Origin of the sequence: Bradyrhizobium sp. LTSP857 (genome assembly GCF_000938285.1) — a bacterium.
In the GTDB taxonomy this organism is placed as follows: Bacteria; Pseudomonadota; Alphaproteobacteria; order Rhizobiales; family Xanthobacteraceae; genus Bradyrhizobium.
The window spans coordinates 1-20889 of the sequence record NZ_JYMS01000019.1 but is presented as its reverse complement, the minus strand read 5'-3'; the positions used below and the strand labels follow the sequence as shown (position 1 = coordinate 20889).

General features: G+C 63.8%; 20 protein-coding genes. 8 read left to right on the top strand and 12 right to left on the bottom strand.

Annotation, left to right across the window (positions count from 1 at the left end; genetic code table 11):
• Positions 1-129: 129 nt before the first annotated feature.
• Positions 130-3489, bottom strand: a complete 3360-nt coding sequence (locus UP06_RS09845) for a CHAT domain-containing tetratricopeptide repeat protein (RefSeq protein WP_197087161.1) — start codon at positions 3487-3489, stop codon at positions 130-132.
• A 343-nt stretch (positions 3490-3832) separates the two neighbouring features.
• On the opposite strand from UP06_RS09845, the gene UP06_RS09840 reads away from it, so the two are divergent.
• Both UP06_RS09840 and UP06_RS09835 read left to right on the top strand, forming a co-directional pair.
• Entirely contained in the window at positions 3833-4330 is a 498-nt protein-coding gene (locus tag UP06_RS09840; protein WP_045002360.1) for a peptidase associated/transthyretin-like domain-containing protein, read from the top strand.
• 11 nt (positions 4331-4341) lie between these two features.
• Positions 4342-4980 (top strand): ferric reductase-like transmembrane domain-containing protein, encoded by a 639-nt coding sequence (locus UP06_RS09835; protein ID WP_045002359.1) that lies wholly within the window; start codon positions 4342-4344, stop codon positions 4978-4980.
• Positions 4981-5075: 95 nt separating this feature from the next.
• On the opposite strand, the gene UP06_RS09830 is transcribed toward UP06_RS09835, so the two are convergent.
• Complete coding sequence (locus UP06_RS09830) at positions 5076-5879, bottom strand: dienelactone hydrolase family protein (protein ID WP_245305443.1); 804 nt, start codon at positions 5877-5879, stop codon at positions 5076-5078.
• A gap of 154 nt (positions 5880-6033) precedes the next feature.
• Here UP06_RS09830 and UP06_RS09825 point away from each other — a divergent pair, with 154 nt between their 5' ends.
• Together UP06_RS09825 and UP06_RS09820 are read left to right on the top strand one after the other, a co-directional pair.
• Positions 6034-7038, top strand: coding sequence for an LLM class flavin-dependent oxidoreductase (locus UP06_RS09825; RefSeq protein WP_045002357.1), 1005 nt, complete (start codon positions 6034-6036; stop codon positions 7036-7038).
• 81 nt (positions 7039-7119) lie between these two features.
• The gene (locus UP06_RS09820; RefSeq protein WP_197087158.1) at positions 7120-7431 is read left to right on the top strand and encodes a hypothetical protein; all 312 of its coding nucleotides are present in this window, start codon (positions 7120-7122) and stop codon (positions 7429-7431) included.
• A gap of 87 nt (positions 7432-7518) precedes the next feature.
• Here the strand turns inward: UP06_RS09820 and UP06_RS09815 are convergent, their stop codons facing one another.
• From UP06_RS09815 to UP06_RS09785, 7 genes are all read right to left on the bottom strand, one after another.
• Positions 7519-9228, bottom strand: a complete 1710-nt coding sequence (locus UP06_RS09815; protein WP_045002356.1) for a methyl-accepting chemotaxis protein — start codon at positions 9226-9228, stop codon at positions 7519-7521.
• A gap of 265 nt (positions 9229-9493) precedes the next feature.
• Entirely contained in the window at positions 9494-10369 is an 876-nt protein-coding gene (locus tag UP06_RS09810) for an amidohydrolase family protein (RefSeq protein WP_045002355.1), read from the bottom strand.
• Between the two features lie 13 nt (positions 10370-10382).
• Positions 10383-10778: a RidA family protein gene (locus UP06_RS09805; RefSeq protein ID WP_045002354.1), complete on the bottom strand. Its 396-nt coding sequence runs from the start codon at positions 10776-10778 to the stop codon at positions 10383-10385.
• Positions 10779-10803: 25 nt separating this feature from the next.
• Positions 10804-11607 (bottom strand): 2-oxo-hept-4-ene-1,7-dioate hydratase, encoded by an 804-nt coding sequence (hpaH, locus tag UP06_RS09800; RefSeq protein WP_045002353.1) that lies wholly within the window; start codon positions 11605-11607, stop codon positions 10804-10806.
• Positions 11608-11610: 3 nt separating this feature from the next.
• Positions 11611-12471, bottom strand: coding sequence for a fumarylacetoacetate hydrolase family protein (locus tag UP06_RS09795; RefSeq protein WP_045002352.1), 861 nt, complete (start codon positions 12469-12471; stop codon positions 11611-11613).
• A 43-nt stretch (positions 12472-12514) separates the two neighbouring features.
• The gene (locus UP06_RS09790; RefSeq protein ID WP_045002351.1) at positions 12515-13132 is read right to left on the bottom strand and encodes a flavin reductase family protein; all 618 of its coding nucleotides are present in this window, start codon (positions 13130-13132) and stop codon (positions 12515-12517) included.
• A gap of 3 nt (positions 13133-13135) precedes the next feature.
• On the bottom strand, positions 13136-14101 hold the full coding sequence (locus UP06_RS09785; RefSeq protein WP_045002595.1) for a Bug family tripartite tricarboxylate transporter substrate binding protein: 966 nt from the start codon (positions 14099-14101) through the stop codon (positions 13136-13138).
• 136 nt (positions 14102-14237) lie between these two features.
• Here UP06_RS09785 and UP06_RS09780 point away from each other — a divergent pair, with 136 nt between their 5' ends.
• The 3 genes from UP06_RS09780 (at position 14238) to UP06_RS09770 (ending at position 17227) form a co-directional block, all read left to right on the top strand.
• Positions 14238-15047, top strand: coding sequence for an IclR family transcriptional regulator (locus UP06_RS09780; RefSeq protein ID WP_045002350.1), 810 nt, complete (start codon positions 14238-14240; stop codon positions 15045-15047).
• 97 nt (positions 15048-15144) lie between these two features.
• Entirely contained in the window at positions 15145-16440 is a 1296-nt protein-coding gene (locus tag UP06_RS09775; RefSeq protein ID WP_045002349.1) for an O-acetylhomoserine aminocarboxypropyltransferase, read from the top strand.
• Between the two features lie 4 nt (positions 16441-16444).
• Complete coding sequence (locus tag UP06_RS09770; RefSeq protein ID WP_045002348.1) at positions 16445-17227, top strand: alpha/beta fold hydrolase; 783 nt, start codon at positions 16445-16447, stop codon at positions 17225-17227.
• A gap of 15 nt (positions 17228-17242) precedes the next feature.
• On the opposite strand, the gene UP06_RS09765 is transcribed toward UP06_RS09770, so the two are convergent.
• Together UP06_RS09765 and UP06_RS09760 are read right to left on the bottom strand one after the other, a co-directional pair.
• Complete coding sequence (locus UP06_RS09765; protein ID WP_156162878.1) at positions 17243-18196, bottom strand: aliphatic sulfonate ABC transporter substrate-binding protein; 954 nt, start codon at positions 18194-18196, stop codon at positions 17243-17245.
• 22 nt (positions 18197-18218) lie between these two features.
• Positions 18219-18452 (bottom strand): hypothetical protein, encoded by a 234-nt coding sequence (locus tag UP06_RS09760; protein WP_045002347.1) that lies wholly within the window; start codon positions 18450-18452, stop codon positions 18219-18221.
• 388 nt (positions 18453-18840) lie between these two features.
• Here UP06_RS09760 and UP06_RS09755 point away from each other — a divergent pair, with 388 nt between their 5' ends.
• Complete coding sequence (locus UP06_RS09755) at positions 18841-19572, top strand: SDR family NAD(P)-dependent oxidoreductase (RefSeq protein ID WP_045002346.1); 732 nt, start codon at positions 18841-18843, stop codon at positions 19570-19572.
• A 59-nt stretch (positions 19573-19631) separates the two neighbouring features.
• Here UP06_RS09755 and UP06_RS09750 read toward each other — a convergent pair whose 3' ends face one another.
• Positions 19632-20786 (bottom strand): integrase core domain-containing protein, encoded by a 1155-nt coding sequence (locus UP06_RS09750; protein WP_063778857.1) that lies wholly within the window; start codon positions 20784-20786, stop codon positions 19632-19634.
• Positions 20787-20889: the final 103 nt, after the last annotated feature.

Genomic DNA, 20889 nt, shown 5'->3' with positions numbered 1-20889 from the left:
GGCAAGAATTGGGTGGTGTCCCGTGGATCAAACGCGCGATCAGATCGTGCCGAACCGTCATCGCTCTTCAGGGGTTGATTGAGCATGATCTTCCCGGAAAGCCGTTTTCGCACCTTTCCGGATCATGCTCTAGTTTCGCTCCCCCTCGCCGACGACGACGAATGGTCCCCAAAGCGCGGGATAAGCATTCATCGGATCGGACTCGTCGTCCATGTAGGACAGCATCGCCTGCCGCAAGGCGTCGGACCGTCCAAGCTTCGGATTGGCCTTCATCGCCTCGAAGGTCGACGTGGCCAGCTTGGTCGCCGCATCGGATGCGACCGCCCAGTGCGAGACCAACAGCGCCCGCGCACCGGCGTAGAAGAAAGCCCGCGCCAGACCGGACAGAGCCTCGGCGCCCGGCTTGCCGCCAGCCGCAGTGTTGCAGGCAGACAGCACGACCCAATCCGCGTTCAGCTTGAGCTGGGCGATTTCGCTGGCGGTCAGCAGTCCGTCGTCTTGATCGGTCGCCTGTTTGGGAAGCGAGAGCGCCAGCGACGGTTCTCCCAGCCCCTGCACGTCGCCGGCGACAAGGCCATGGGTCGCGAAGTAGACGATGCGGTAGTCGGCCAGCGAGGCGGTCTTGACAGTCGTCTCGCTGGCATCGGCCCGCAGATGCAGATCGCTGCTCGGCACGCCCATCCGCTTCGCGATTCCGGAGAGCTCCTCGGCGGTGTCTTCAAGGCGCGGCAGCGCCCGGCTGAGGAGTGAACGATCGACCGAAGCGCCATGCCAGTAATCCGAGTAGGCCCCCACGGCATCGATCGACCTTGCCTTTCCGCTCTTCTTGCTGGGCGGCGGCTGCGCCGGTTTTGCGTTTTCAACCCGCTTCGCGGGCACCGGTTCAGGCGCGGGAGGCGGCGGTTCCGATCCGAAAATCGGATCACCAAAGCCGATCAGCTGTTTGGAGCTGGTGCTCTGACGCGCGAAGCTGCGCAGCACCCGGATGCTCGAGACCGACGGCTGCACCGAGATGCTGTAGCTGCGCAGCAGCCACGCTGCCTTGCGATACGTCGCGGCGTCGTTGAGGCTCGAAGGCCGCTCGGCCGGCTTCTGCGTCACGAGAAGGTGGAACGGCACCGCCGTCAGATTTCCGGTCGGCACCAGGATGAGTTTCTTCTTGCCTTTGATGATATCTGCGACCGGACCAAACAGCGTCGTGTACAGCGCGTAAGATCCGTCGAGATCAAACAGCTCGGGCTTGGCCCCAGCCGGCATCGTCTCCAGCTTGTCCAGGTCCAGCCCGGTTCGAAAGGCCGCGACCTTCTGCGTCAGCGCGGTTTTGCTGACCGCAATTCTGGACCAGCCGAACTGCGAAGGCCCGACGGCAAAGACGTAGGTGTTGTCGTTCTCGACCAGCCAGAAAACCATGGCCTCGTCCGGTCCAAGCAGTTTTTGCGTTTCTTCCAATGTCGTCGGCCGCGGCCGCGACAGTGCTGCATATTCCGGATATTGCGTATCGAGCCTGCCGCGAACGTCGGCGAGCTTGCGTTCGATATCGCTCATCTGCTTGCGCAGCGTTTCGCTGTTGTCCGCTCCGGCATCGTCCTTGACCCCGGTGGCGGTGCTGAGCGCCTTGTTCTTGTCGCTCCAGGCATGCAGGAGGTCCTGGTTCTGCCGCACGAGATCGGCGATGGCGCCGTTGCCCGCGGCAAAGCGGTTGCCCATCCTCTGAATCGCGGCAGCCGCGGAAGACTGCGAGCTCCATTGCGCGGAGCGAAACGCCTCGCTTCCCAGCGCGGCCGCAGATTTCGAATCCTTGTCGGCAAGGCCCGACAGATTGGCGACATTCAACTGGAAAACAGCCGCTTGCATGTCCGCCAGCCTCCCGTTGTCCTCCGTCGCCTGCAACGTGGTATCGTCCTGCTGCGCGAGATAGTCGGACGCGACAGCGACCGCCCTGCGCGAATACTGCGTGGCCTTGTCGAGATCGCCGAGCGAGACCTCGGCGTCCGAGGCGGATCTGAGATCGCTCACCACCATGAAGTTTGATGGTCCGAGCATCTTTTCGTGGAGGCTGATCCTGCGTTCGGCAAGCGCAAGTGCAGCCGGGTAGTCCTTCTGCCGCTGCTTCACGATCGTCAATCGATCGAGAGGCCAGGCGGCAAGCAGTGGATTGCTGCTTTTGGCATCGTAGATCGCCAGCGCGCGCTCCAGGACAGCGGCAGACGGTCCGTAGTTCTGTTCGAACAGATACAGATTTCCGATCCGGGTGAGCACGCTTGCGACCGCAGGACTATCCTTGCCCACAGAGTTTTCGTAGATGTCCAACGCCTGATCCATCGGCGCGTGAGCGTCCTTGGTGCGGCCGGTCATGGAATAGATCATTCCGAGGTCCGAGAGCGCATTGACCAATGCAACGGAGTTTGGGCCGGATGCCTGCTGACGGATCGCGAGTGCGCGTTCGGCGACCCCCACAGCTTCACGCCAGCGCTGCGTCGCCATATACTCCATGAGCAGCCCCGACAGGATATCCGCAACCTTCGGGCTGTCCGGCCCGGCGGATTTTTCGGCGATCGACAGGGCTTGCTGGTAGAGCGCTTCAGCCTGAGCGTTCTTGCCTTGAGTGCGATAGTTTCCGGCCAATCGGAACAGCCCGTCGGACAGCTCGAGGCCATCGGCGCCGCCCATTTCCCGATCGGCCGCGATGGCCTTGAGTAGGAGCTTCTCGGCTGAAGCATATTTGCCCTGGTCGGTATACAGCCCGGCAAAGCGCATCGACGTTCGCGCGACATTCCGCGGATCGGATGCTTTCTCGTAGATCGCCAGCGTCTGCTGGTACAGGTCCTCCGCCTCCTTGTATCTCTTCTGGGCCTGATACAGCGACGCCAGGTTGCTGGTAGTACTCGCAACCGCGACGTCGTCAGGCCCGAGCACCTGCATGCGGATGGACAACGCTTTCTGAAAGCTGTTCTCGGCGAGGTCGAATTTCTTTTGATTGCGATAGACAACGCCGAGATTGTTCAGATTGAGCGCAACCAGGGCGTCGCCTGGTCCGAGCGCCTTTTCGTTGATGGCAAGGGCGCGCTGCAGATAGCTTTCCGCCTTGGCGAGGTCGCCGTTGGCTCTCTGGGAGTTGCCGATATTGTTGAGCGACTTCGCGAACTCGACGGGATCGCGGTCGGGATCCTTTTCCTGGATCGCGACTGCGCGCGTCAGCAGATCGAGCGCGTCCTGGAACTTCCCTTGAGCCGTATAGACGTTGGCGATTTTGACCAGAGCGACACCATAGTAGAAGTCGTCGACGCCGTATCTCTCCTTGATCGCAGCCTCGTATTTCCGGGCTTCGGCCAGCGCTTCATCATACTTTCGCTCGAGGCGCAGCTTGTCGGTATTGGCGCGCATCGCGTTGAGATCGTCCTGCTGTGCGAATGCCGGAGCAGCCGTCAGGCCGAGGACGACCGCGAGCAAGGCCAGCGCGTAACGGTGTTTTTGCGAATATCCTCGCATTCCAGCGTCCCCGTGCGCCCGAGCCAAAAGACCACCGGCATTCATCGCTCCAGGCGACGCACAAGGCCGGCAGTTAATAGACATCCGGAATGGCCTTCAGGTTCAATTCGATTTCGCTTTGAAGGACCGCTCTACGCCGCCGCTATCGTCCCTCCTCCGTGGCAGCTCCAGCTCATCGCTGACGGCCATCATTTGATCGACCGATCCCTGCGGTTTGGCAGCCGACACATCCGTTCACAACACTGTTATTGCGACCTGTCGCGCGCCTTGCCGCCACTGGGCGGCTCGCGCCCGTTGTTGTATCCTTGGCGGAGCAACTGCACGGTCGCCAGGAGGAATTGACATGACCACGGTCGTCTTCAACCGCCGCACCCTCCTCGCCGGCTCCGTCTTCGCAACCGGGGTTTTGGCAGCCGGCGTTTCCGGGCTCCTGTTGCCCGCGCGCGCGGAAGGTGTCGCGCCGACCGATTCGATGTCGGGCGGGGCCAACAACTACCGCAAGGGCGCGCCGATCGTGGACCGGATCGGCAAGGGCGGCTTCTGGATGAGCGGGTCCGTGCGCCGTGCGGGCGACGGGGCTCCGCTGGCCGGCCAACGCATCCAGATCTGGGCGCACACCGTCGAAGGGCAAGAGCACGAGCCGCAGAGCCATGGCGCCACGCTCACCGACAAGGACGGCGCGTTCCGGCTCGAGATGCCACAGATCATTCCCATCTTCGGCCAGCCGCATGGCCACCTCGCCTATGACAGCGGTGAATTCAAAACCGTCTTTCTGCGGCCGGTGATGCGCAGCGCAAAGGAAACGAGCCTGGAGGCACACTTCGTCCTTCAGGCGGCCTGACCGCGTTGCAAATGAAGGAATGGAGATCGGCCCGGGTGGCCCTGATCTGGGTTGCCCTTGCGGCAGCCGTTGGCGTTCCGATCGCCGCCGCAGCGATGAGCCCGCTGCTCGCATGGCGCGGTCCGGTCTACATCCTGGCCGGATTCGCAGGGATGATCGCGCTGGGTCTCGTGCTGGTCCAGCCTCTTCTGATCGGCGGATACTTGACCCCGCTGTCGGCTTATCGGGGACGGCGCGCGCATCACTGGATCGGGGGCGCGCTGGTGGTGGCGGTGGTGATCCATGTCGCCGGCCTCTGGATCACCAGTCCGCCTGACATGATCGACGCCCTGCTGTTCTCATCGCCGACGCCGTTCTCCCCCTTTGGCGTGATCGCGATGTGGGCCATTTTTACTGTCGCGCTTCTGGCTGCGCTGCGCCGGCGATTGGGACTGCGGCTGCGGACGTGGCGCATGGTGCATATCCCCCTCGCGATCGTCATCGTCGCAGGCAGCGTGGTCCATTGCCTGCTGATCGAAGGGACGATGGAGACGGTGTCGAAGGCGGCGCTTTGCGCGCTGGTCCTGGCTGCGGCCATCAAAGTCATGGCCGACCTATGGATGCGGCGAAAGCGCGCGACGTTGCCCGGAGAGAGCATTGCGCGACAGTGACCAGCTCGCAGGACGGGTCGAGCGAAGCGAAACCGATCCTACGCGAGCTAAACCAGCACCGGATAGAAAAGGCCACCATGTCGGTGGCCTTCCTTTCATTTCTTCAGGGTTGCGGCGAAGAGCTTGGCTGCTTCGGCCTTTGATTCCTGATCGGCCTTCGCGTCGTATCTGAGCGGCAGGTTGAACTTCTTGCCGAGCTCGGTGGCCTCGGGGTTCGTGAAGGCGTGCACGGCGTCGGGATATTCGATGATGCGATAATCGGCCTTCGCCGCGTCGAAATCCTTCTTGAGCGCATCGTACTGCTCGCGCTTCACGAACGGGTCGTCCGCGCCGTTGAGAATGAGGATTTTCGCCTTGACGGTTCCCGGCTCAGGCGCCGGCGTGTTGAGACCAAGGGAAGCGTGAAAGCCCGCAACGGCGGCGAGATCAGCCCCGCTGCGCGCCATGTTCAGCACCACCGCGCCGCCGAAACAGTAACCGACGGCGCCGATCGCTTGCGGATTGACCGAGGCCTGCTTGGCGAGTTCTGCGCGCGCTGCGTTGAAGCGGGACTCCATCGCTTTCGGGTTCTTCATCACCGATCCAGAGAGCGCGCCCGCGTCCTTCGGGTTGTCGGCGCTCTTGGCGTCGCCGTACATGTCGGCAATGAAGGCTGTGTAGCCCTGCTCCGCGAACTTGCGCGCCTCACTATGAATATGCGGGGTGATGCCCCACCATTCATGCACCATGACGATGCCGGGCCGCTTGGCTTGGGTCGCGTCGTCGTAGACAACGAAGCCCTTCATCGTGGTCTCGCCGTCGGTGTAGGTGACGGACTCTTCTTTGACTGCTGCGTGTGCGCTCGCGACCATTGCGATGGCGCAAAGTGCTCCCACTATGTTCGTGATGTTCGTTCGCATGCTGACCTCCGGCGGGTTTGGCACGACACTACATTGGCATACCAGCAATGCCCGCGCTAGGCGTCGAAAGCGGCGTCGGCGCCCTCACAGGCCGGGCTGAGGTCCCTATATGTGAGGCTCCGGCGCATGCCGCGCCCCATCCGGTATCCATCGCATGATCCCCTTCTCCGTGCTCGACCTCGCTCCCATCCGAAGGGGTGGCGATGCGGCGCAGGCGTTTCGCAATTCGCTTGATCTCGCCCAGCATGCCGAAGCCTGGGGCTTCAAGCGGTTCTGGCTGGCCGAGCATCACAACATGACGGGGATCGCGAGTGCTGCGACGTCGGTCGTGATCGGGCATGTCGCCGGCGGTACCAAGACGATCCGCGTCGGCTCGGGCGGCGTGATGCTGCCGAACCATTCGCCGCTGATCATCGCCGAGCAGTTCGGCACGCTGGAATCGCTCTATCCCGGACGGATCGACCTCGGGCTCGGACGGGCGCCGGGCACCGACCAGCTCACCGCGCGGGCGCTGCGGCGCGATCTCGCCACCACGTCCGAGAATTTTCCGCATGACGTGCTGGAATTGCAGGCGCTGTTCGGCGACGTACAGCCGAACCAGGCGATCCGCGCCGTGCCCGGCATGGGGCTGAAGGTACCGCTGTGGATCCTCGGCTCCAGCATGTTCGGCGCACAGCTCGCGGCCATGCTCGGCCTGCCCTTCGCATTCGCCTCGCATTTCGTACCAGCGATGATGATGCCCGCGCTGCGCGAGTACCGGGCGCGCTTCGAGCCCTCAGTGCAGCTCGACAAGCCCTACGCGATGGTCGGCGTCAACGTGTTCGCCGCGGACAGCGATGTCGAGGCGCAGCGCATGTTCACCTCGCTCCAGCAGCAGTTCATCAATCTGCGCCGCGGCACGCCCGGCCCCTTGCCGCCGCCGGTCGACGACATGGAGGCGCTGTGGTCGCCGGCGGAGAAGGCCATGGTCGGCCAGTCGCTGTCCTGCTCCGTGGTCGGCACGCCCGACTTCATCGAGCGCGGACTGAAGGCGCTGATCGCCGACACCGCCGCGGACGAGCTGATGACGACAGGACAGATCTACGATCACGCCGCGCGGCTGCGCTCGTTCGAGATCGCGGCCGAAGTGCGTGACAGGCTGTGGACTACTACCGCATGATCCCCGCGTGATAACTGGGGAGTCAGAACACGCAACGACGGGATTTCGCGAATGACCTTACCGTTCATTTTCTGCGCATTGGTGACGCTGATCAGCGCGATCATAAGCCTCGGATTTTCGCTGGCGGCAGCCTTGGGCGCAATCGGCAATGCTCGCACCATGGCGCTCTACGCCTGCGCCCGCAGCATAGCCCTCGCGATCGCAAGCGTGATCCCTCTTCTAACCGGATCGGCGCAATGGCTCCTGGCCATGGCCTGGAGCATGATCATCGTTCAAGGATGCGACGCCCTCGTCGGACTGACGATCCATGATCGCATGAAAACCTTCGGCCCCGCCGGAACCGCACTCCTGAACCTGGTCGCGGTGATCTGGCTCATGCGCGGCTTGTCATAGACGCCGGCGGACGGGCGCGACGCCAGCGCCTTATTGTTTGAGCATGATCTTTTCGGAAAACCGCTGCACACTTTTCCGGATCATGCTCTACGCCGCCCTGATCGAGTTCATGAAGTTGGCGACGCCGCGCTTCAGGCGGGTGCTTTCATTGGCGAGCGACTGCGCGGCCGACTGCACCTGGGCCGAGGCACCGCCGGTTTCCGCTGCGCCGCGCTGAACGTCGGCGATGCTGGTCCCGACCTGCGAGGTGCCTTCGGCGGCGCGCTGCACGTTGCGGGAGATCTCCTGCGTGGCGGAGCCCTGCTGCCCGACCGAGGTCGAGATCGCGGCCGCGATCTCTGAGATCCGCCCGATCGTCGCGCCGATCTCCTTGATCGACGCAACCGAATCCTTGGTTGCCGACTGGATGTCGGAGATCTGCTGGCTGATCTCGTCGGTCGCCTTGGCGGTCTGTTCCGCGAGCGTCTTCACCTCGGACGCCACCACGGCAAAGCCGCGGCCCGCCTCGCCGGCGCGCGCAGCCTCGATGGTCGCGTTCAGAGCCAATAGGTTGGTCTGGCCGGCGATGGTCTGGATGAGATCGACGACATCGCCGATCCGGCTGGCGGCCTGCGACAGCTGGCTCATGCGCGAATCGGTCTTCTGTGCCTGGCTGACAGCCTCGCCCGCAATCCGCGCCGAGGTCTCGACCTGGCGGCTGATCTCGCCAATTGAGGATGCGAGTTCCTCGCTCGCGGCCGCCACCGAATGCACGTTCGCCGACGCCTCGTTCGACGCCGTGGAGGCGCGGCCAGAGACCTGCGCGACGGTGTCGGCCGTCTTCGACAGCGTTGTCGACGATGTTTCGAGCTGGCCGGCGGCAACCGACACCAGCTCGATGATCTCGCCGACCTCGTGCTCGAACTGATCGGCAAGCCGGTTCATGTCAACCTTGCGCGTTTCGACCTGGCGCAGTTCGGTGATCGCCTGCTGCTCGCGCATGCGGTTGGTCTCTAACATGGCGTCGCGGAACACCTGGACGGTGCGCGCCATCTCGCCGATCTCGTCGCGTCGATCAGCATGGGCGACGGGCGCATCAAGTTGGCCAGCGCTGAGCGAGGCCATGCGCTCCTTCAGGCCCATGAGCGGCTTCACCACGCTACGGCCAACGGCCCAGGCAATCATGATCGAAATCAGCATCAGCACGGCGATGACGACGGAGGCGGTCTGCACCATCGACCAGAAGGAGTTGTCGACCTCCGCCATGTATTCGGCCGAGCCGATCATCAGGTTCCACGGCGCAAAGCCGCGCGTGAAGGCAACCTTGTCGAGCGGAGTGGGATCCGAGCCGCTGCGGCGGAAAGCGTAGCGCAGCGTGCCCTGCCCCTTCTTCGCCATGTCCATCAGCGCGACCGCGAACAGCATGCCGTTGGCATCCTTGTTCGGACGCATGTCCTTGCCGACGAATTGCGGAATGCCGGGGTTGGAAACGCACAGCCCGGTCTCGTAATCGTAGATATAGGCGTAGTTGCTGTGGTCTTCGTACCAGACGTAATTATTGGCTTCGAGGAAGCGCTGCTTGGCCTCCTCCTCCGTCATCTGGCCGGCCTTGTAGGCCTTGTAATAGCCATCGGCCAAATTCCAGACGATATCGACGGCGGCATGCGCCTTCTCGATCCGCTCGGTGACGAGCTGGTTGCGTGCGATCCACAGCACGGTGGAGGCGACCAGCGCCATGCAGATCGCACCGACCAATGTCATGATCGCGAGCTTGGCGCCGATCGAGCGAAGGGAAACCAGGTTCTTGAGAGCCGGCATTCTGCCTCTTCGATGTTGCTGGGCGCCGCGCGCCCGCAGAATCGGGCAGCAGGCCATCACGAGGTGGGAATGCGCAAACTAGAGGCAATTCGTTAAGAACTCAGTTACGCCACGAATGCGCCGCGCGGCGCCTCCGGTGTTACCGAGAGGTTAATGCGGCACGTGCTCGTCATTGCGAGGCAGCGAAGCAATCCAGACTATCTCCGAGGAAGCAGTCTGGATTGCTTCGTCGCAAGAGCTCCTCGCAATGACGCCGGAGACGGTTCTAATCCGGAAACCCGAACAGTTTCGCCGGATTGTGCACGAGGATCTTCTCCAGCTCAGCCTGGTCCGGCGCGTAGCGGAACATCAGCTCGAGCAAATCGGCATCGTTGGGCGGCTGCTTGACAGAGACCGGATGCGGCCAGTCGCTGGCCCAGACGCAGCGGTCGATTGCGGCCTCGATATAGGTCCGCGCGATCGGGATCACGTCGTCATAGGGCGGGCCGGACTGCGAAGTCTTCTCGCCGAGCGACAGCATCACCCAGAAATTGCCCTTGGCGAGCAGCTCGAGCATTTTTCGCGGGTTCGGATCATCCTTGCCGCGCGAGGGTTCGGGTCGCGCCATATGGTCGATCAGCACGGGCACGTCGAGATTCTCGTACTTTGCGACGCTGGAGACGATGCCGTCCTTCTCGGGCTGGATTTTTGCGTACCAGCCGAGCTCGCGAATCCGCGCAATCGCGCGGGCGAAATCCTGATCCGACAGCACGGCGCCGAGCTCCTGACGGAAGCTGAAGCGGGCGCCGCGGACGCCGGCATCATGCAGCTTGGCAAGATAAGCGTCGTTCGCTTCCGCGAACACCAGCGCGTTGGCGCAGCCGCGATAGTTGGGGCCCATCGCCGCAAGAGCATCGAGCACGACGGTATGGTCGGCGCCGTAGGTCGTGGTCTGCACGATGATGCCGCGCTCGATGCCAAGCGTCTTGTGCACGCGGAGCGCCGCTTCCCAGGTCGCGCTCGGCATCTGGTAGGCCGCGCCGGGGCGGATCGGATATTTGTCCAGCGGTCCCAGCACATGAAACTGGCTGTCGACGGTCTTCGGCGGCGGCGCCTTGATTGGACGGCGCGGGTTGGGGTCGAACGGCAGATAGGTCGGCATGCAAAATGCTCCTTCAGTCGATCACAGCGGTGAAATCGCACTGCACCAGCGCTCCGCCATCCATGTTGTCCATCGGCAGCGCATGGCGCGCCGGGCGCGAATGCTCGTCCGGAAACATCTTGAGCCATTCGACATTCACCGGTCCGCGCTGCGCACGATCCTTCAGCCACACCGTCATCTTGATGATGTCATCGGTCGAGCCGCCGGCGGCCTCCACCGTCGCCTTCATATGCGCGAACATGTTGGCGCATTGGGCGTCAAGGCTCTCCGGCATCGCGCCGGTCGCGCCATCGCGGCCGAGGATGACGCCGGACATCACGAGATTGCCGATGCGGCAGGCGTTCGGAATCGGATTGGCGTGCTTGAAGCCGCCGATATGAATGCTCTTGCGCCGCGCTTGATCCGTCATGGTGCGCTCCCTCTCTCTTATTGGTTCAGACGAACTGGCACGACACCGAGCCGAACGTGCCATAGTCGGCATGAAACGTGTCGCCGCGGCGGATGTCGACCGGACGCGTGAACGATCCGGCCAGCACGACCTCGCCAGCGGTAAGATATTCGTCATGCGGCGCCAGCCGATTGGCGAGCCAGGCGATACCATTGGCGGGGTGATTGAGCACGCCGGCGGCAAGCCCGGTCTCCTCGACCTCGCCGTTGCGGAACAAGAGCGCACCGATCCAGCGCATGTCCGCGTCCATAGGGCGGAACGGGCGACCGCCGAGCACCAGCGCGGCATTGGCCGCGTTGTCCGAGATCGTGTCCATCACCTTGCGCGTCCTGCCAGTCTCCGGATCGACGCGATGCATCCGCGTCTCCAGAATTTCGAGCGCGGGCGTCACGTAGTCAGTGGCATTGAGCACGTCGAAGATGGTGCAATCGGGCCCGCGCAGCGGCGCCTTCAGCACGAAGGCGAGCTCGACCTCGATCCGCGGCGCGTGGAAACGGTCGAACGGAATGGGCGTGGCGTCAGCGTAGAACATGTCGGCGAACAGCACGCCGTAATCGGGCTCGGAGATGCCGACTGCGTTCTGCATCGCCTTCGAGGTCAAGCCGATCTTGTGGCCCTTGATGACGCGGCCGCGGCCGAGCTGGAGCTTGGTCCAGGCGCGCTGGATCGCGTAGGCATCCTCGATGGCGAAATCGGGGTACTCTTTCGAGAACATCGGGATCAACGTCTTGGTGCGCTCGGCTTCGTCCAGCCGCGCGGCAAGGCGTTCGATCGTGGCAGCATCCAGCATGGCCTATTGCTCCGCAGCCACGGTGTTGCTGAGCACGCCGATGCGGCTCGATTCGACCTCGACGACGTCGCCGACCTTAAGCCAGCGCGGCGGGTCGAAGCGCGCGCCTGCCCCCGTCGGCGTGCCCGTCACGATCATGTCGCCGGGCTTCAAAGTGGCGAATGTGGAGAGATACGAGATCAGAAAGTCGAACGGGAACATCAGCCGTTCGGTGGTGTCCTGCTGCCGCACCTCGCCGTTGACGCGCGTGATGATGTCGTGCGGACCGCGCGGGTCCAGCTCGTCCGCGGTGACGATCCAGGGACCGATGCTGCCGGAGCGGTCGAAATTCTTGCCCTGCGTGACGTTGAACTTGCCGTGGCGCAGCCAGTCGCGGATCGTGCCCTCGTTGCACAGCGTCATGCCGAAGATGTGCGCGAAGGCCTTGTCGCGCGGAATGTGGCGGCCGCCCTGGCCGATCACGATGACGAGCTCACCCTCGTAATCGAGCTGCTCCGACACTTTCGGCTTCTCGAGCGGCTGGCCGGAGCCTGTTATCGACGACATGCTGCGCACGAACAGGCTCGGATATTTGGGCAGGTCCGAGCTGTCCTTATATTCGGCGTTACGCTCGGCGTAGTTGACGCCGATGCACCAGAGCTTTTCCGGCGCCAGCACCGGCGGAAGCAGGACGAGATCCCTGAGCGCGTAGTCCGGCTTTTGGCCGGCCACCGCTTGCTGCGCGTCGGCGAGCGCGTTGGCCGCGATCAGCGCCTTCACGTCGGAAAAATCGTGGCCGATCCGCTTTGTCAGATCGACGACACCGCCGTCGATCGTCGCGCCGTAACGCGGTTCTCCGTCCAAGAGATAGCTCAGCAAGCGCATTGTCGTTCACTCCAATGGTCGTCAGGCGGCGCGGCCGGTGCGCTCAGTCGGTCGATTTCGGGGTCTGGAACACGGCGCCAAGCGTCACGATCTCGCCGAGGCGGGCGTAACGCGGGCCTCCGATGCGCGCGATCGGGTCGAGCGCCGAGGTCTCGACCTTGCCGTTGGTCACGAGACCGTCGCGGATGTGGAACATCACGACCTCACCGACGATGAGCCGGCTGCGGGCGTCGCCAAACTCGAGGCACTGCCGGAAGCGGCACTCCATCGCGACGGGTGCGGCCGCAAGCCGGCGCACCTTGATGCGCTCGCTGGCGAGCGTCTCGAGGCCGAGCTCCGCGACCTCACTGATTTCGGGCGGATGCTCCACGGAGCTGTCATGCACCGCAGACATCAGCGGGGTATCGGCGATGTGAATCACATATTCCTCGGTATCGAGGATGTTGTGCGCGGTGTCCTTGTAATCGGCGCCCTTACGGCCGACGCTGATGGCGAGCATTGGCGGCTTCTGCGAGACGAAGGTGAAGGCGCTGAAGGGGGCGAGGTTGAGCACGCCGCTCCGCGACAGGCTCGTCACCCAGGCAATCGGACGCGGCACCACGATGCCGGTCATCAATCGGTAGATGCGCTCCGCGCCGAGCTCGGTGGGGTCGATCTGCATCGCTCAGTCAGCCCTGATGTTGGCCTTGCGCACAATCGGAATCCATTTGGCGTCCTCACGCTCGAGATAGGCCGTGAACTCGGCCGGCGTCATCGGCACTGCTTCGGCGCCGAGCTTGTCGAACTTGTCAACCACGGCGGGGTCTTTCAGGATCGCCACCAGCGTCTCGTGCAGTCTGTCGACGATCGGCGCCGGCGTGCCCGCGGGCGCGAACAGGCCGGTAAAGGTCTGGGCGTCGAAATCCTTGTAACCAAGCTCGACGAAGGTCGGTACGTCCGGCAGCGCGTTCAGCCGATGCGGGCTGGTCACGGCCAGCGCGCGGAACAGGCCGCTCTTGATGTATTGTAGGCTGACCGAGAGCTGGTCGAATGCGAACTGCACCTGCCCGCCGAGCAGATCGTTGGTCGCGGGCGCATTGCCGCGGTAATGCGCGGTGACCCATTGCAGGCCGAGCGTCGACTGCATCAATTCGCTGAGCAGATGATTGGTGGTGCCGGGGCCGGGCGAAGCCATAGTCAGCTTGCCGGGCTCGCGCTTGGCGAGATCCAAAAATTCCTTCAGCGTCGTGGCCTGCACCGAGGGATGGACCTCAAGCACCAGCGGCGTCATCGAAATGGTCGAGATCGGCAGAAAATCCTTCTTCCAGCTATAGGCGTCGCGCTTGTTGATTTCGGTCGCGAACAGCACCGGACCGTTGGCACCGACGAACAGGGTGTAGCCGTCGGCGGGCGATTTCGCGAAGGCCTCGCCCGCGATCATGCCGCCGGCGCCGGCCTTGTTCTCGATGATGAAGGGCTGGCCAAGCTTTTCCTGGAGCTTGTCGGCGATGATGCGCGCCGCGCTGTCGACATTGCCGCCGGCCGGATAGGGCACGAGCAGCTTGACGCTGCGCGCCGGCCATTGCTGGCCCGCCGCCGGCCCGGCCAGCATTGCAGCAACAGCAGCCAGAACTATCCAGAGCGATCTCATCTCAACCTCCCGCAGGCGGATCCGGCCCGCCCTGTTCTTGTTGCTCACCGGCGCCGCCCGCGGCGCTCCGATCGGGCCGCAATCTTCGGATGCGCGCTTTACCTGTCGAGCGAATTGTGGCGTTCTTGTCCATATTATGGACAAGAGACCATCCTCGATAACCGCCCGCGGCATGACAGAACCGCGACAGGGCGCGCAGGCAATCCGGCGCGCCCTGTCGGTGCTGCGTATTCTTGCCGCAGGCCGCGAAGACGGCGTGCCGCTGGCCGAGGTCGTGCAGGCGACCGGCCTCACCCGCCCGACGGTACATCGCATCGTTCACGTGCTGATCGAGGAAGGCATCGTCGAACGGCACGATAAAACTGGCCGGTACGCAATCGGCAACCAGGTGCCGGAGCTGGCACTCGCGCGCCCGCGGCCCTCGCCGCTGCTGGTCGCCGCAGGTCCTTCGCTGCGGCGCGCCTCCGCCGAGATCGGCGACACGCTGTTTTTGACGGTGCGGACCGGCAACGACACGTTGTGCGTCGACCGCAGGATCGGCGCTTTTCCGATCCAGGTGCTGTCGATCGAGGTCGGTGCACGCCGCCCGCTCGGCGTCAGCAGCGCAGGCGTCGCCATCCTGGCCGCGATGCCGGCGCCTGACGCGCGAAAAATCGTCGCAGCCAATGAGAAGCGGTTCGAGGCCTACCGGACCGATACTGCGACCGTGCTCGGCCAGGTCACCGCGGCGCGGCGGCGCGGGTACGGCATGCGGGAGATCGGCCTCGTGCAGGGCACGAAATCGATCTCGACCTGGATCAAGACGCCGGACGGACACCCCGCGGCGGCGATGACAGTGTCGTCCGTTCGGACGAGGCTCGGCCCGCGCCGCGAGCAGGAGGTCGCGGAGATTTTGCTGCGGGAAGCGCGGACCATTGAGCAGGCGATCCACGACCGTCCTGCCTAGCGCTGCGACCTGTCACACAGCGCTGTCAATGGGCTGACTTGGCGCGTCGTTTTGTGGCAAAAGGGCCGCCATCGCCGACCGACCAACGAGGCCAAGCATGCCCGCACCCAAACCGCCTGCTTTCGAGACCCTGAGCCTGCATGCGGGCCAGCATCCGGATCCCGCGACCGGCGCCCGCGCGGTGCCTATCTACCAGACCACGTCCTACGTGTTCCAGGATTCCGATCACGCGGCTGCGCTGTTCAATCTGGAGCGCGCCGGACACATCTACACGCGCATCTCCAATCCGACCACCGGCGTGCTTGAGGAGCGGCTCGCGGCGCTGGAAGGCGGCGTCGGTGCGATCTGCACCGCGAGCGGCATGGCCGCGCTGCATCTCGCCATCGCAACGCTCTTGAATGCCGGCGACCACATCGTGGCGTCGAGTTCGCTTTATGGCGGCACCATCAATTTGCTGGTGCACACGCTGCCGCGGTTCGGCATCACCACGACGTTTGTGAAGCCGCGCGATATCGATGCGTTCCGCGCGGCGATCAAGCCGAACACGCGGCTGGTGATCGGCGAGACCATCGGCAATCCCGGCCTCGAAGTGCTCGATATCCCGAAGGTCGCGGCGATCGCGCATGACGCAAAAATTCCGCTGCTGATCGACAACACTTTTGCCACGCCCTATCTCAGCCGACCGATCGAGCTGGGGGCCGATATCATCATGCATTCGGCGACCAAATGGATCGGCGGCCATGGCATCGCCATCGGCGGCGCCATCATCGATGGCGGCCGCTTCGACTGGCGCGCATCCGGAAAATTCGGCGTGCTGACCGAACCCTATGGCGGCTATCACGGCATCGTCTTCGACGAGCAGTTCGGCACCGCGGCCTTCATCATGCGCGCGCGCACCGAAGGCCTGCGCGATTTCGGCGCCTGCCTGTCGCCGACCAACGCGTTTCAGCTCTTGCAGGGTGTTGAGACGCTGGGTGTGCGCATGGACCGTCACATGCAGAACACGCACCTCGTGCTGGAGGCGCTCAAGGCCAACAAGGCCGTCGACTGGGTTCTGCATCCCTCGCTGGAGGACCACCCCGACTATCAGCTCGCCAAGACATTGCTGCCGCGCGGCGCCGGCTCGATCGTCTCCTTCGGCATCAAGGGCGGACGGCCTGCGGGGCGCAAGTTCATCGAATCGCTACGCATGATCAGCCATCTCGCCAATGTCGGCGACGCCAAGACGCTGGTGATCCATCCCGCCTCGACCACGCATCAGCAGATGGACGCCGAGCAGCTCAAAACCGCCGGCATCGGCGAGGAGCTGGTGCGGCTGTCGGTCGGCATCGAGTCCGCAAGCGACATCATCGACGATCTCGCGCAGGCGCTGCGCATCTCGCAGAAGGTTTGACACGATGAAGCTCTCCGTCAACGGCGCCGAGGTATTTGTCGCAACCGGCGGCCGCGAACTCGACAAATCCCTGCCCGCGGTGGTGTTCATCCATGGCGCCGGCTTCGATCATTCGAGCTGGGCGCTGCACACGCGCTGGTTCGCCCATCACAGCTTTTCGGTGCTGGCGCCCGACATGCCCGGTCATGGTCGTTCAGCCGGGCCTTCGCTCTCGAGCATCGCGGAGATGGCTGACTGGACGGCCGCGCTGATCGATGCGGCCGGTGTAGCGAAGGCGCATCTGATCGGCCATTCCATGGGATCGCTGATCTCGCTGGAGACGGCGGCGCGTCATCCAGACAAGGTCTTCGCGCTGAGCCTGATCGGCACGGCTGCGACCATGACGGTCGGCCCCGATCTGCTCAAGGCCGCCGAGGCCAACTCGCAGGATGCAAACGACATGGTCTCGATCTGGGGCCTCGGCTTCAACGCCGAGCTCGGCGGCAGCCTCGCGCCGGGGCTATGGATGCACGGCGGCGCGCAGGCTGTGCTGAAGCATTGTCAGCCGGGCGTGCTGTTCAAGGATTTGTCAGCCTGCAATGCTTACGCGAATGCGCTCACCGCTGCCGCAAGCGTGAAGGTGCCGACCACGCTCATTCTCGGAGAGCGGGACATGATGACGCCGGCCAAGGCGGGCAAGGCACTCGCGGCCGCGATCCCGCACGCAAAGACTGTCGTGGTGCCGGGCGCCGGCCACATGATCATGGCCGAGCGCCCGGACGAGTTGCTGGCAGCGCTGAGAGGTTGAGGGGTTGAGGCCTGCTCAGGAGCCCGGAGTCCACTTCCAGACGATGTCGGAAACGTTGACCGGCTTCGGGATCAGGCCGAGTTTTGCAAAGCGGTCGGCGACGGCCTGCTGGCTTTTGATCACGTCCGCATCGACCGGCACCGTGCGATAGTTGGAGCGATCGACGAAGCGTCTGATCGCTTCGATGTCGACGCCGGTGGCGGCGGCCTGCGCTTTTGACACCTCCTCGTGATGCGCCTCCGCCCACACGCCTTCGGAGGCGAAGGTCGCATTGAGTTTCGCGACCAGGGACGGATATTTGTCCACGAAGTCAGTGCCGGCGATGTAGAAGGCGTTCGGCTGATGGACGTCCTTGTCGAGGACGATCACCCGCGCATTTTCCTTCAGTTCGGCGAGCGCAAAATAGGGATCCCAGATCGACCAAGCATCGACCGAACCCTTGACGAAGGCGGCCGTCGCATCGGCTGGCGCAAGCGGCGCCGGCGTGATGTCGGACCAGGCGAGGCCGGCCTTCTCAAGGGCCGCGACCAGGAGATTGTGCGCGCTCGATCCCTTGCCGAAGGCGACGCGCTTGCCCTTGAGGTCGGCAAGCGTCTTGATGGCTGAGTCCTTCGGCACGATGATCGCCTGGCTCTTGCCGTCCGACTTCACCGCCGCCACATAGCGGATCCTGGCGCCGCCGGCCTGCGCGAAGACCGGCGGGGCGTCGCCGACATAGCCGAAATCAACGCTGCCCACATTGATGGCCTCCAGCAGTGGCGGACCGAACTGGAAGTCGATCCACTTGATCTCGATGCCGAGCGGCTTGAACGCGTTCTCGAGCGTCTGGCGCTGACGCACGGCCGGGAAGAAACCGCCCTTCTGCGTTCCGATACGGATTTCCGTCGGCTTGTCCTCGGCGTGCGCGGGCGCGGCCAGGGCAGTTGCGAGCAGGAGTGTCGTTGCGAGGATGTATCGTCTCGTAATCATGACGTGGTCCTTTCGGTTAAGATCAGTGGGCGGCGAGTTGAGAATTCGCGCGCCGGCTCCGCTCGGAGTACACGGCGCGGGCGGCACGCTCGGCCTCGCGTGCCGAGCGGAACTGCCGGCCTTCGAGGCTGTCGAACAGGCGCTCTGAGGAGAAGAAGCGGAAGCCGCGCGCATCCCTCGTGACGATGCCGGCGGCGCGGTCGTGGATTTCGATGATGTAGGCGTTTGACTGGGCTCGAAATTGGCCTTGAGACATGACTGCTCGCTCGCCGGGAGTTCGGCGTTCCTGTCTTAAGATTTGCGGTGTGAGATGTTGCTAGAGAGTGATCAGCAACAACAGGCGCCGGTGGCCGCCGAAAAACAGCGTCGCGTCATGCATTCGTGCATGTCGTTCGGGCTACGCTGGTGATCGGTTCTCATATGGCGGCTTCGGCTCAAGGAGCAGTTTCGATGCCGCAAATATCGAGTGTTCGGGCCGATTGGTCAATGAAATGGCTATCCATAATTGGCGCCGGCGCGCATCGGCACTTCTCCGGCTGGAAGCAGCGGCAAACGAATTCATCTCGCGATGAGTTCAACGCAGCCGCGCGGCCGGCCGTGCTACTGTCGGGCCAACATGGAACAAATGGCAGGGAGGCCCGGCGATGGCGAATGATCTGAAGGGGCGCACGGCGCTCGTCACCGGCGGTTCGCGTGGGATTGGCGCAGCCGTCTGCCGCATGCTGGCGGAAGCCGGCGCGGCGGTGGCCATCAACTGCCGTGAGCGGATCGGGCAGGCGGAACAGCTGGCGGGTGAAATCAACAAAAGCGGTGGCCGCGCCGTCGCCATTGCCGCCGACGTGTCACAGCGTGAAGCTGTCACCGCGATGGTCGAACGAGTCACGGCGCAGTTTGGGCCAATCGACATTCTCGTCAACAATGCCGGCATTGCGATTACGCGCGGCATCGACGATCTCACCGAAGACGATTTCGACCGGACGATTTTGGTCAACCTGAAATCCGTCTTCCTGTGCACGCAGGCGGTGCTGCCGGCGATGCGCGCCAAGAAATGGGGCCGCATCGTCAACATTTCCTCCGGCGCCGCGCGCGGCGCGGGCTCGATCGGGCCGCACTACAATGCATCCAAGGCTGGCATGGAAGGATTGACGCGCGGCTATGCGGCGCGGCTGGTCAAGGAAGGCATCACCGTCAACGCGGTGGCGCCGTCGCTGATCGAAACCGACATGATGAGCGGGCAGCCGCAACTCATCAGCCGCATCCCGCTCGGCCGCTTCGGCACGGCGGAGGAGGTGGCGAAAGCCGTGATGCTGCTGGTCGACAATGCGTATATGACCGGGCAGACGGTCGCACTGAGCGGCGGGATGGCGTTTAATTAGTGCGCTGTCCAGCGGATGGATGGGTAACAGAACAGACCGGATGGATGGGTGACACTGGTTCATGATTTGGTCGGCTGCGGCGCTGCGCTAGCGCAGCGCCGCAGCTTGCGTGTTTTCTGGTCGATGATGCCGATCGGCACGTCGAAGAAGCGCACTTGCCAGGATCCGTCCTCGGTTTCCTCGACGGCAACCGCTTCACCGTCGAGAGCGCTGCAGATGTGGATGAGGTCACCACGCCATTTGATCTCGCCGTTGGAGCGGACCTGGCGCACCGCGGCTTCGGCTGGATAATCCGGCTCGGGAAGCCGCCTTGGCATCGCACGAGCCGAAGGCTGATAGACGCTCGCAGGTGGGTGCTGGCCAAGCGACTCGTGCGGCCGTTCTTCGTTGTAATCGCGCACAAATGCCGCGAAGCGACGGGCCTGCGCGGCCTGGGTTGGCGGCGGTGGCCGCATGGCTTCCAGAAGCGTGAGGTGAAAACGCTCGTGTCGGCCGTTCTGCTGCGGATAGCCAGGATCAATCCGTTCATGGCGGATGCCAAGCTTGATCCACCATACCGACAGCGCCGTCAGACCCGTGGTCCCAGTCGAGGCGAACGGCGAGCCGTTGTCGGAGCGGATGATCTGCGGCAAGCCGTACTCGCGAAACGCCCGCTCCAGCGGCGGTTGGCACTCGGCATATTGCGTGCTGCCCGTCGCTGCCAAACTAATCAAATAACGGCTGAAGCCATCGGTCACCGTGAAGGGTTCAACGCGAGAGCCGTCGCCCAGACGAATCCAGCCCTTGTGATCGAGGGCCCATACATGGTTGGCATGCTGAGGCACCGTCAGTTGACCCACACGCGGTGGCGCACGTCGCCGAGCCCGACGGCTACTAACCAGTCCCGCTCGTTTGAGAATCTGGCCTGCCGTCGAGGCCGACGGCCAATCGATATCCCCTTGGTGAGCCTCAAGCTTGCTTACGATCTTGCGCGGTCCCCAGCTCGGCCGCTCAAGCCGGAGTCCCACAATCGCATCCACGATGTGCTGCGGCGTCGCTCGCCCATGCACCCGCACGGCGTGCGAGCGATCCGCAAGCCCTCCAGCCCCTTCCAACCGGTAGCGGTCCAACCATTTGTAACCGGTCTTGCGACTAATCTCGTAGCGGTCGCACAGCTCCGTCATCGTCCACAATCCGCTTCGCTGATCCGCGATGAAGTTAACCCGCTGGTCCATTGCGCAGCTCTCTCGCCAAGGCATCGGCTGATCCTCCCAGCCGACAGAGAACTGTCACCTATCCATCCGGTCTACTGTGTTACCTATCTATCCGGTCTGGACA

What these genes read in the sequence shown, in the direction of transcription:
- UP06_RS09845 (WP_197087161.1), bottom strand. Translation starts at nt 3,489, where the DNA reads ATGCGAGGATATTCGCAAAAACACCGTTACGCGCTGGCCTTGCTCGCG.
- UP06_RS09840 (WP_045002360.1), top strand. Translation starts at nt 3,833, where the DNA reads ATGACCACGGTCGTCTTCAACCGCCGCACCCTCCTCGCCGGCTCCGTC.
- UP06_RS09835 (WP_045002359.1), top strand. Translation starts at nt 4,342, where the DNA reads ATGAAGGAATGGAGATCGGCCCGGGTGGCCCTGATCTGGGTTGCCCTT.
- UP06_RS09830 (WP_245305443.1), bottom strand. Translation starts at nt 5,879, where the DNA reads ATGCGAACGAACATCACGAACATAGTGGGAGCACTTTGCGCCATCGCA.
- UP06_RS09825 (WP_045002357.1), top strand. Translation starts at nt 6,034, where the DNA reads ATGATCCCCTTCTCCGTGCTCGACCTCGCTCCCATCCGAAGGGGTGGC.
- UP06_RS09815 (WP_045002356.1), bottom strand. Translation starts at nt 9,228, where the DNA reads ATGCCGGCTCTCAAGAACCTGGTTTCCCTTCGCTCGATCGGCGCCAAG.
- UP06_RS09810 (WP_045002355.1), bottom strand. Translation starts at nt 10,369, where the DNA reads ATGCCGACCTATCTGCCGTTCGACCCCAACCCGCGCCGTCCAATCAAG.
- UP06_RS09805 (WP_045002354.1), bottom strand. Translation starts at nt 10,778, where the DNA reads ATGACGGATCAAGCGCGGCGCAAGAGCATTCATATCGGCGGCTTCAAG.
- hpaH (WP_045002353.1), bottom strand. Translation starts at nt 11,607, where the DNA reads ATGCTGGATGCTGCCACGATCGAACGCCTTGCCGCGCGGCTGGACGAA.
- UP06_RS09795 (WP_045002352.1), bottom strand. Translation starts at nt 12,471, where the DNA reads ATGCGCTTGCTGAGCTATCTCTTGGACGGAGAACCGCGTTACGGCGCG.
- UP06_RS09790 (WP_045002351.1), bottom strand. Translation starts at nt 13,132, where the DNA reads ATGCAGATCGACCCCACCGAGCTCGGCGCGGAGCGCATCTACCGATTG.
- UP06_RS09785 (WP_045002595.1), bottom strand. Translation starts at nt 14,101, where the DNA reads ATGAGATCGCTCTGGATAGTTCTGGCTGCTGTTGCTGCAATGCTGGCC.
- UP06_RS09780 (WP_045002350.1), top strand. Translation starts at nt 14,238, where the DNA reads ATGGACAAGAGACCATCCTCGATAACCGCCCGCGGCATGACAGAACCG.
- UP06_RS09775 (WP_045002349.1), top strand. Translation starts at nt 15,145, where the DNA reads ATGCCCGCACCCAAACCGCCTGCTTTCGAGACCCTGAGCCTGCATGCG.
- UP06_RS09770 (WP_045002348.1), top strand. Translation starts at nt 16,445, where the DNA reads ATGAAGCTCTCCGTCAACGGCGCCGAGGTATTTGTCGCAACCGGCGGC.
- UP06_RS09765 (WP_156162878.1), bottom strand. Translation starts at nt 18,196, where the DNA reads ATGATTACGAGACGATACATCCTCGCAACGACACTCCTGCTCGCAACT.
- UP06_RS09760 (WP_045002347.1), bottom strand. Translation starts at nt 18,452, where the DNA reads ATGTCTCAAGGCCAATTTCGAGCCCAGTCAAACGCCTACATCATCGAA.
- UP06_RS09755 (WP_045002346.1), top strand. Translation starts at nt 18,841, where the DNA reads ATGGCGAATGATCTGAAGGGGCGCACGGCGCTCGTCACCGGCGGTTCG.
- UP06_RS09750 (WP_063778857.1), bottom strand. Translation starts at nt 20,786, where the DNA reads ATGGACCAGCGGGTTAACTTCATCGCGGATCAGCGAAGCGGATTGTGG.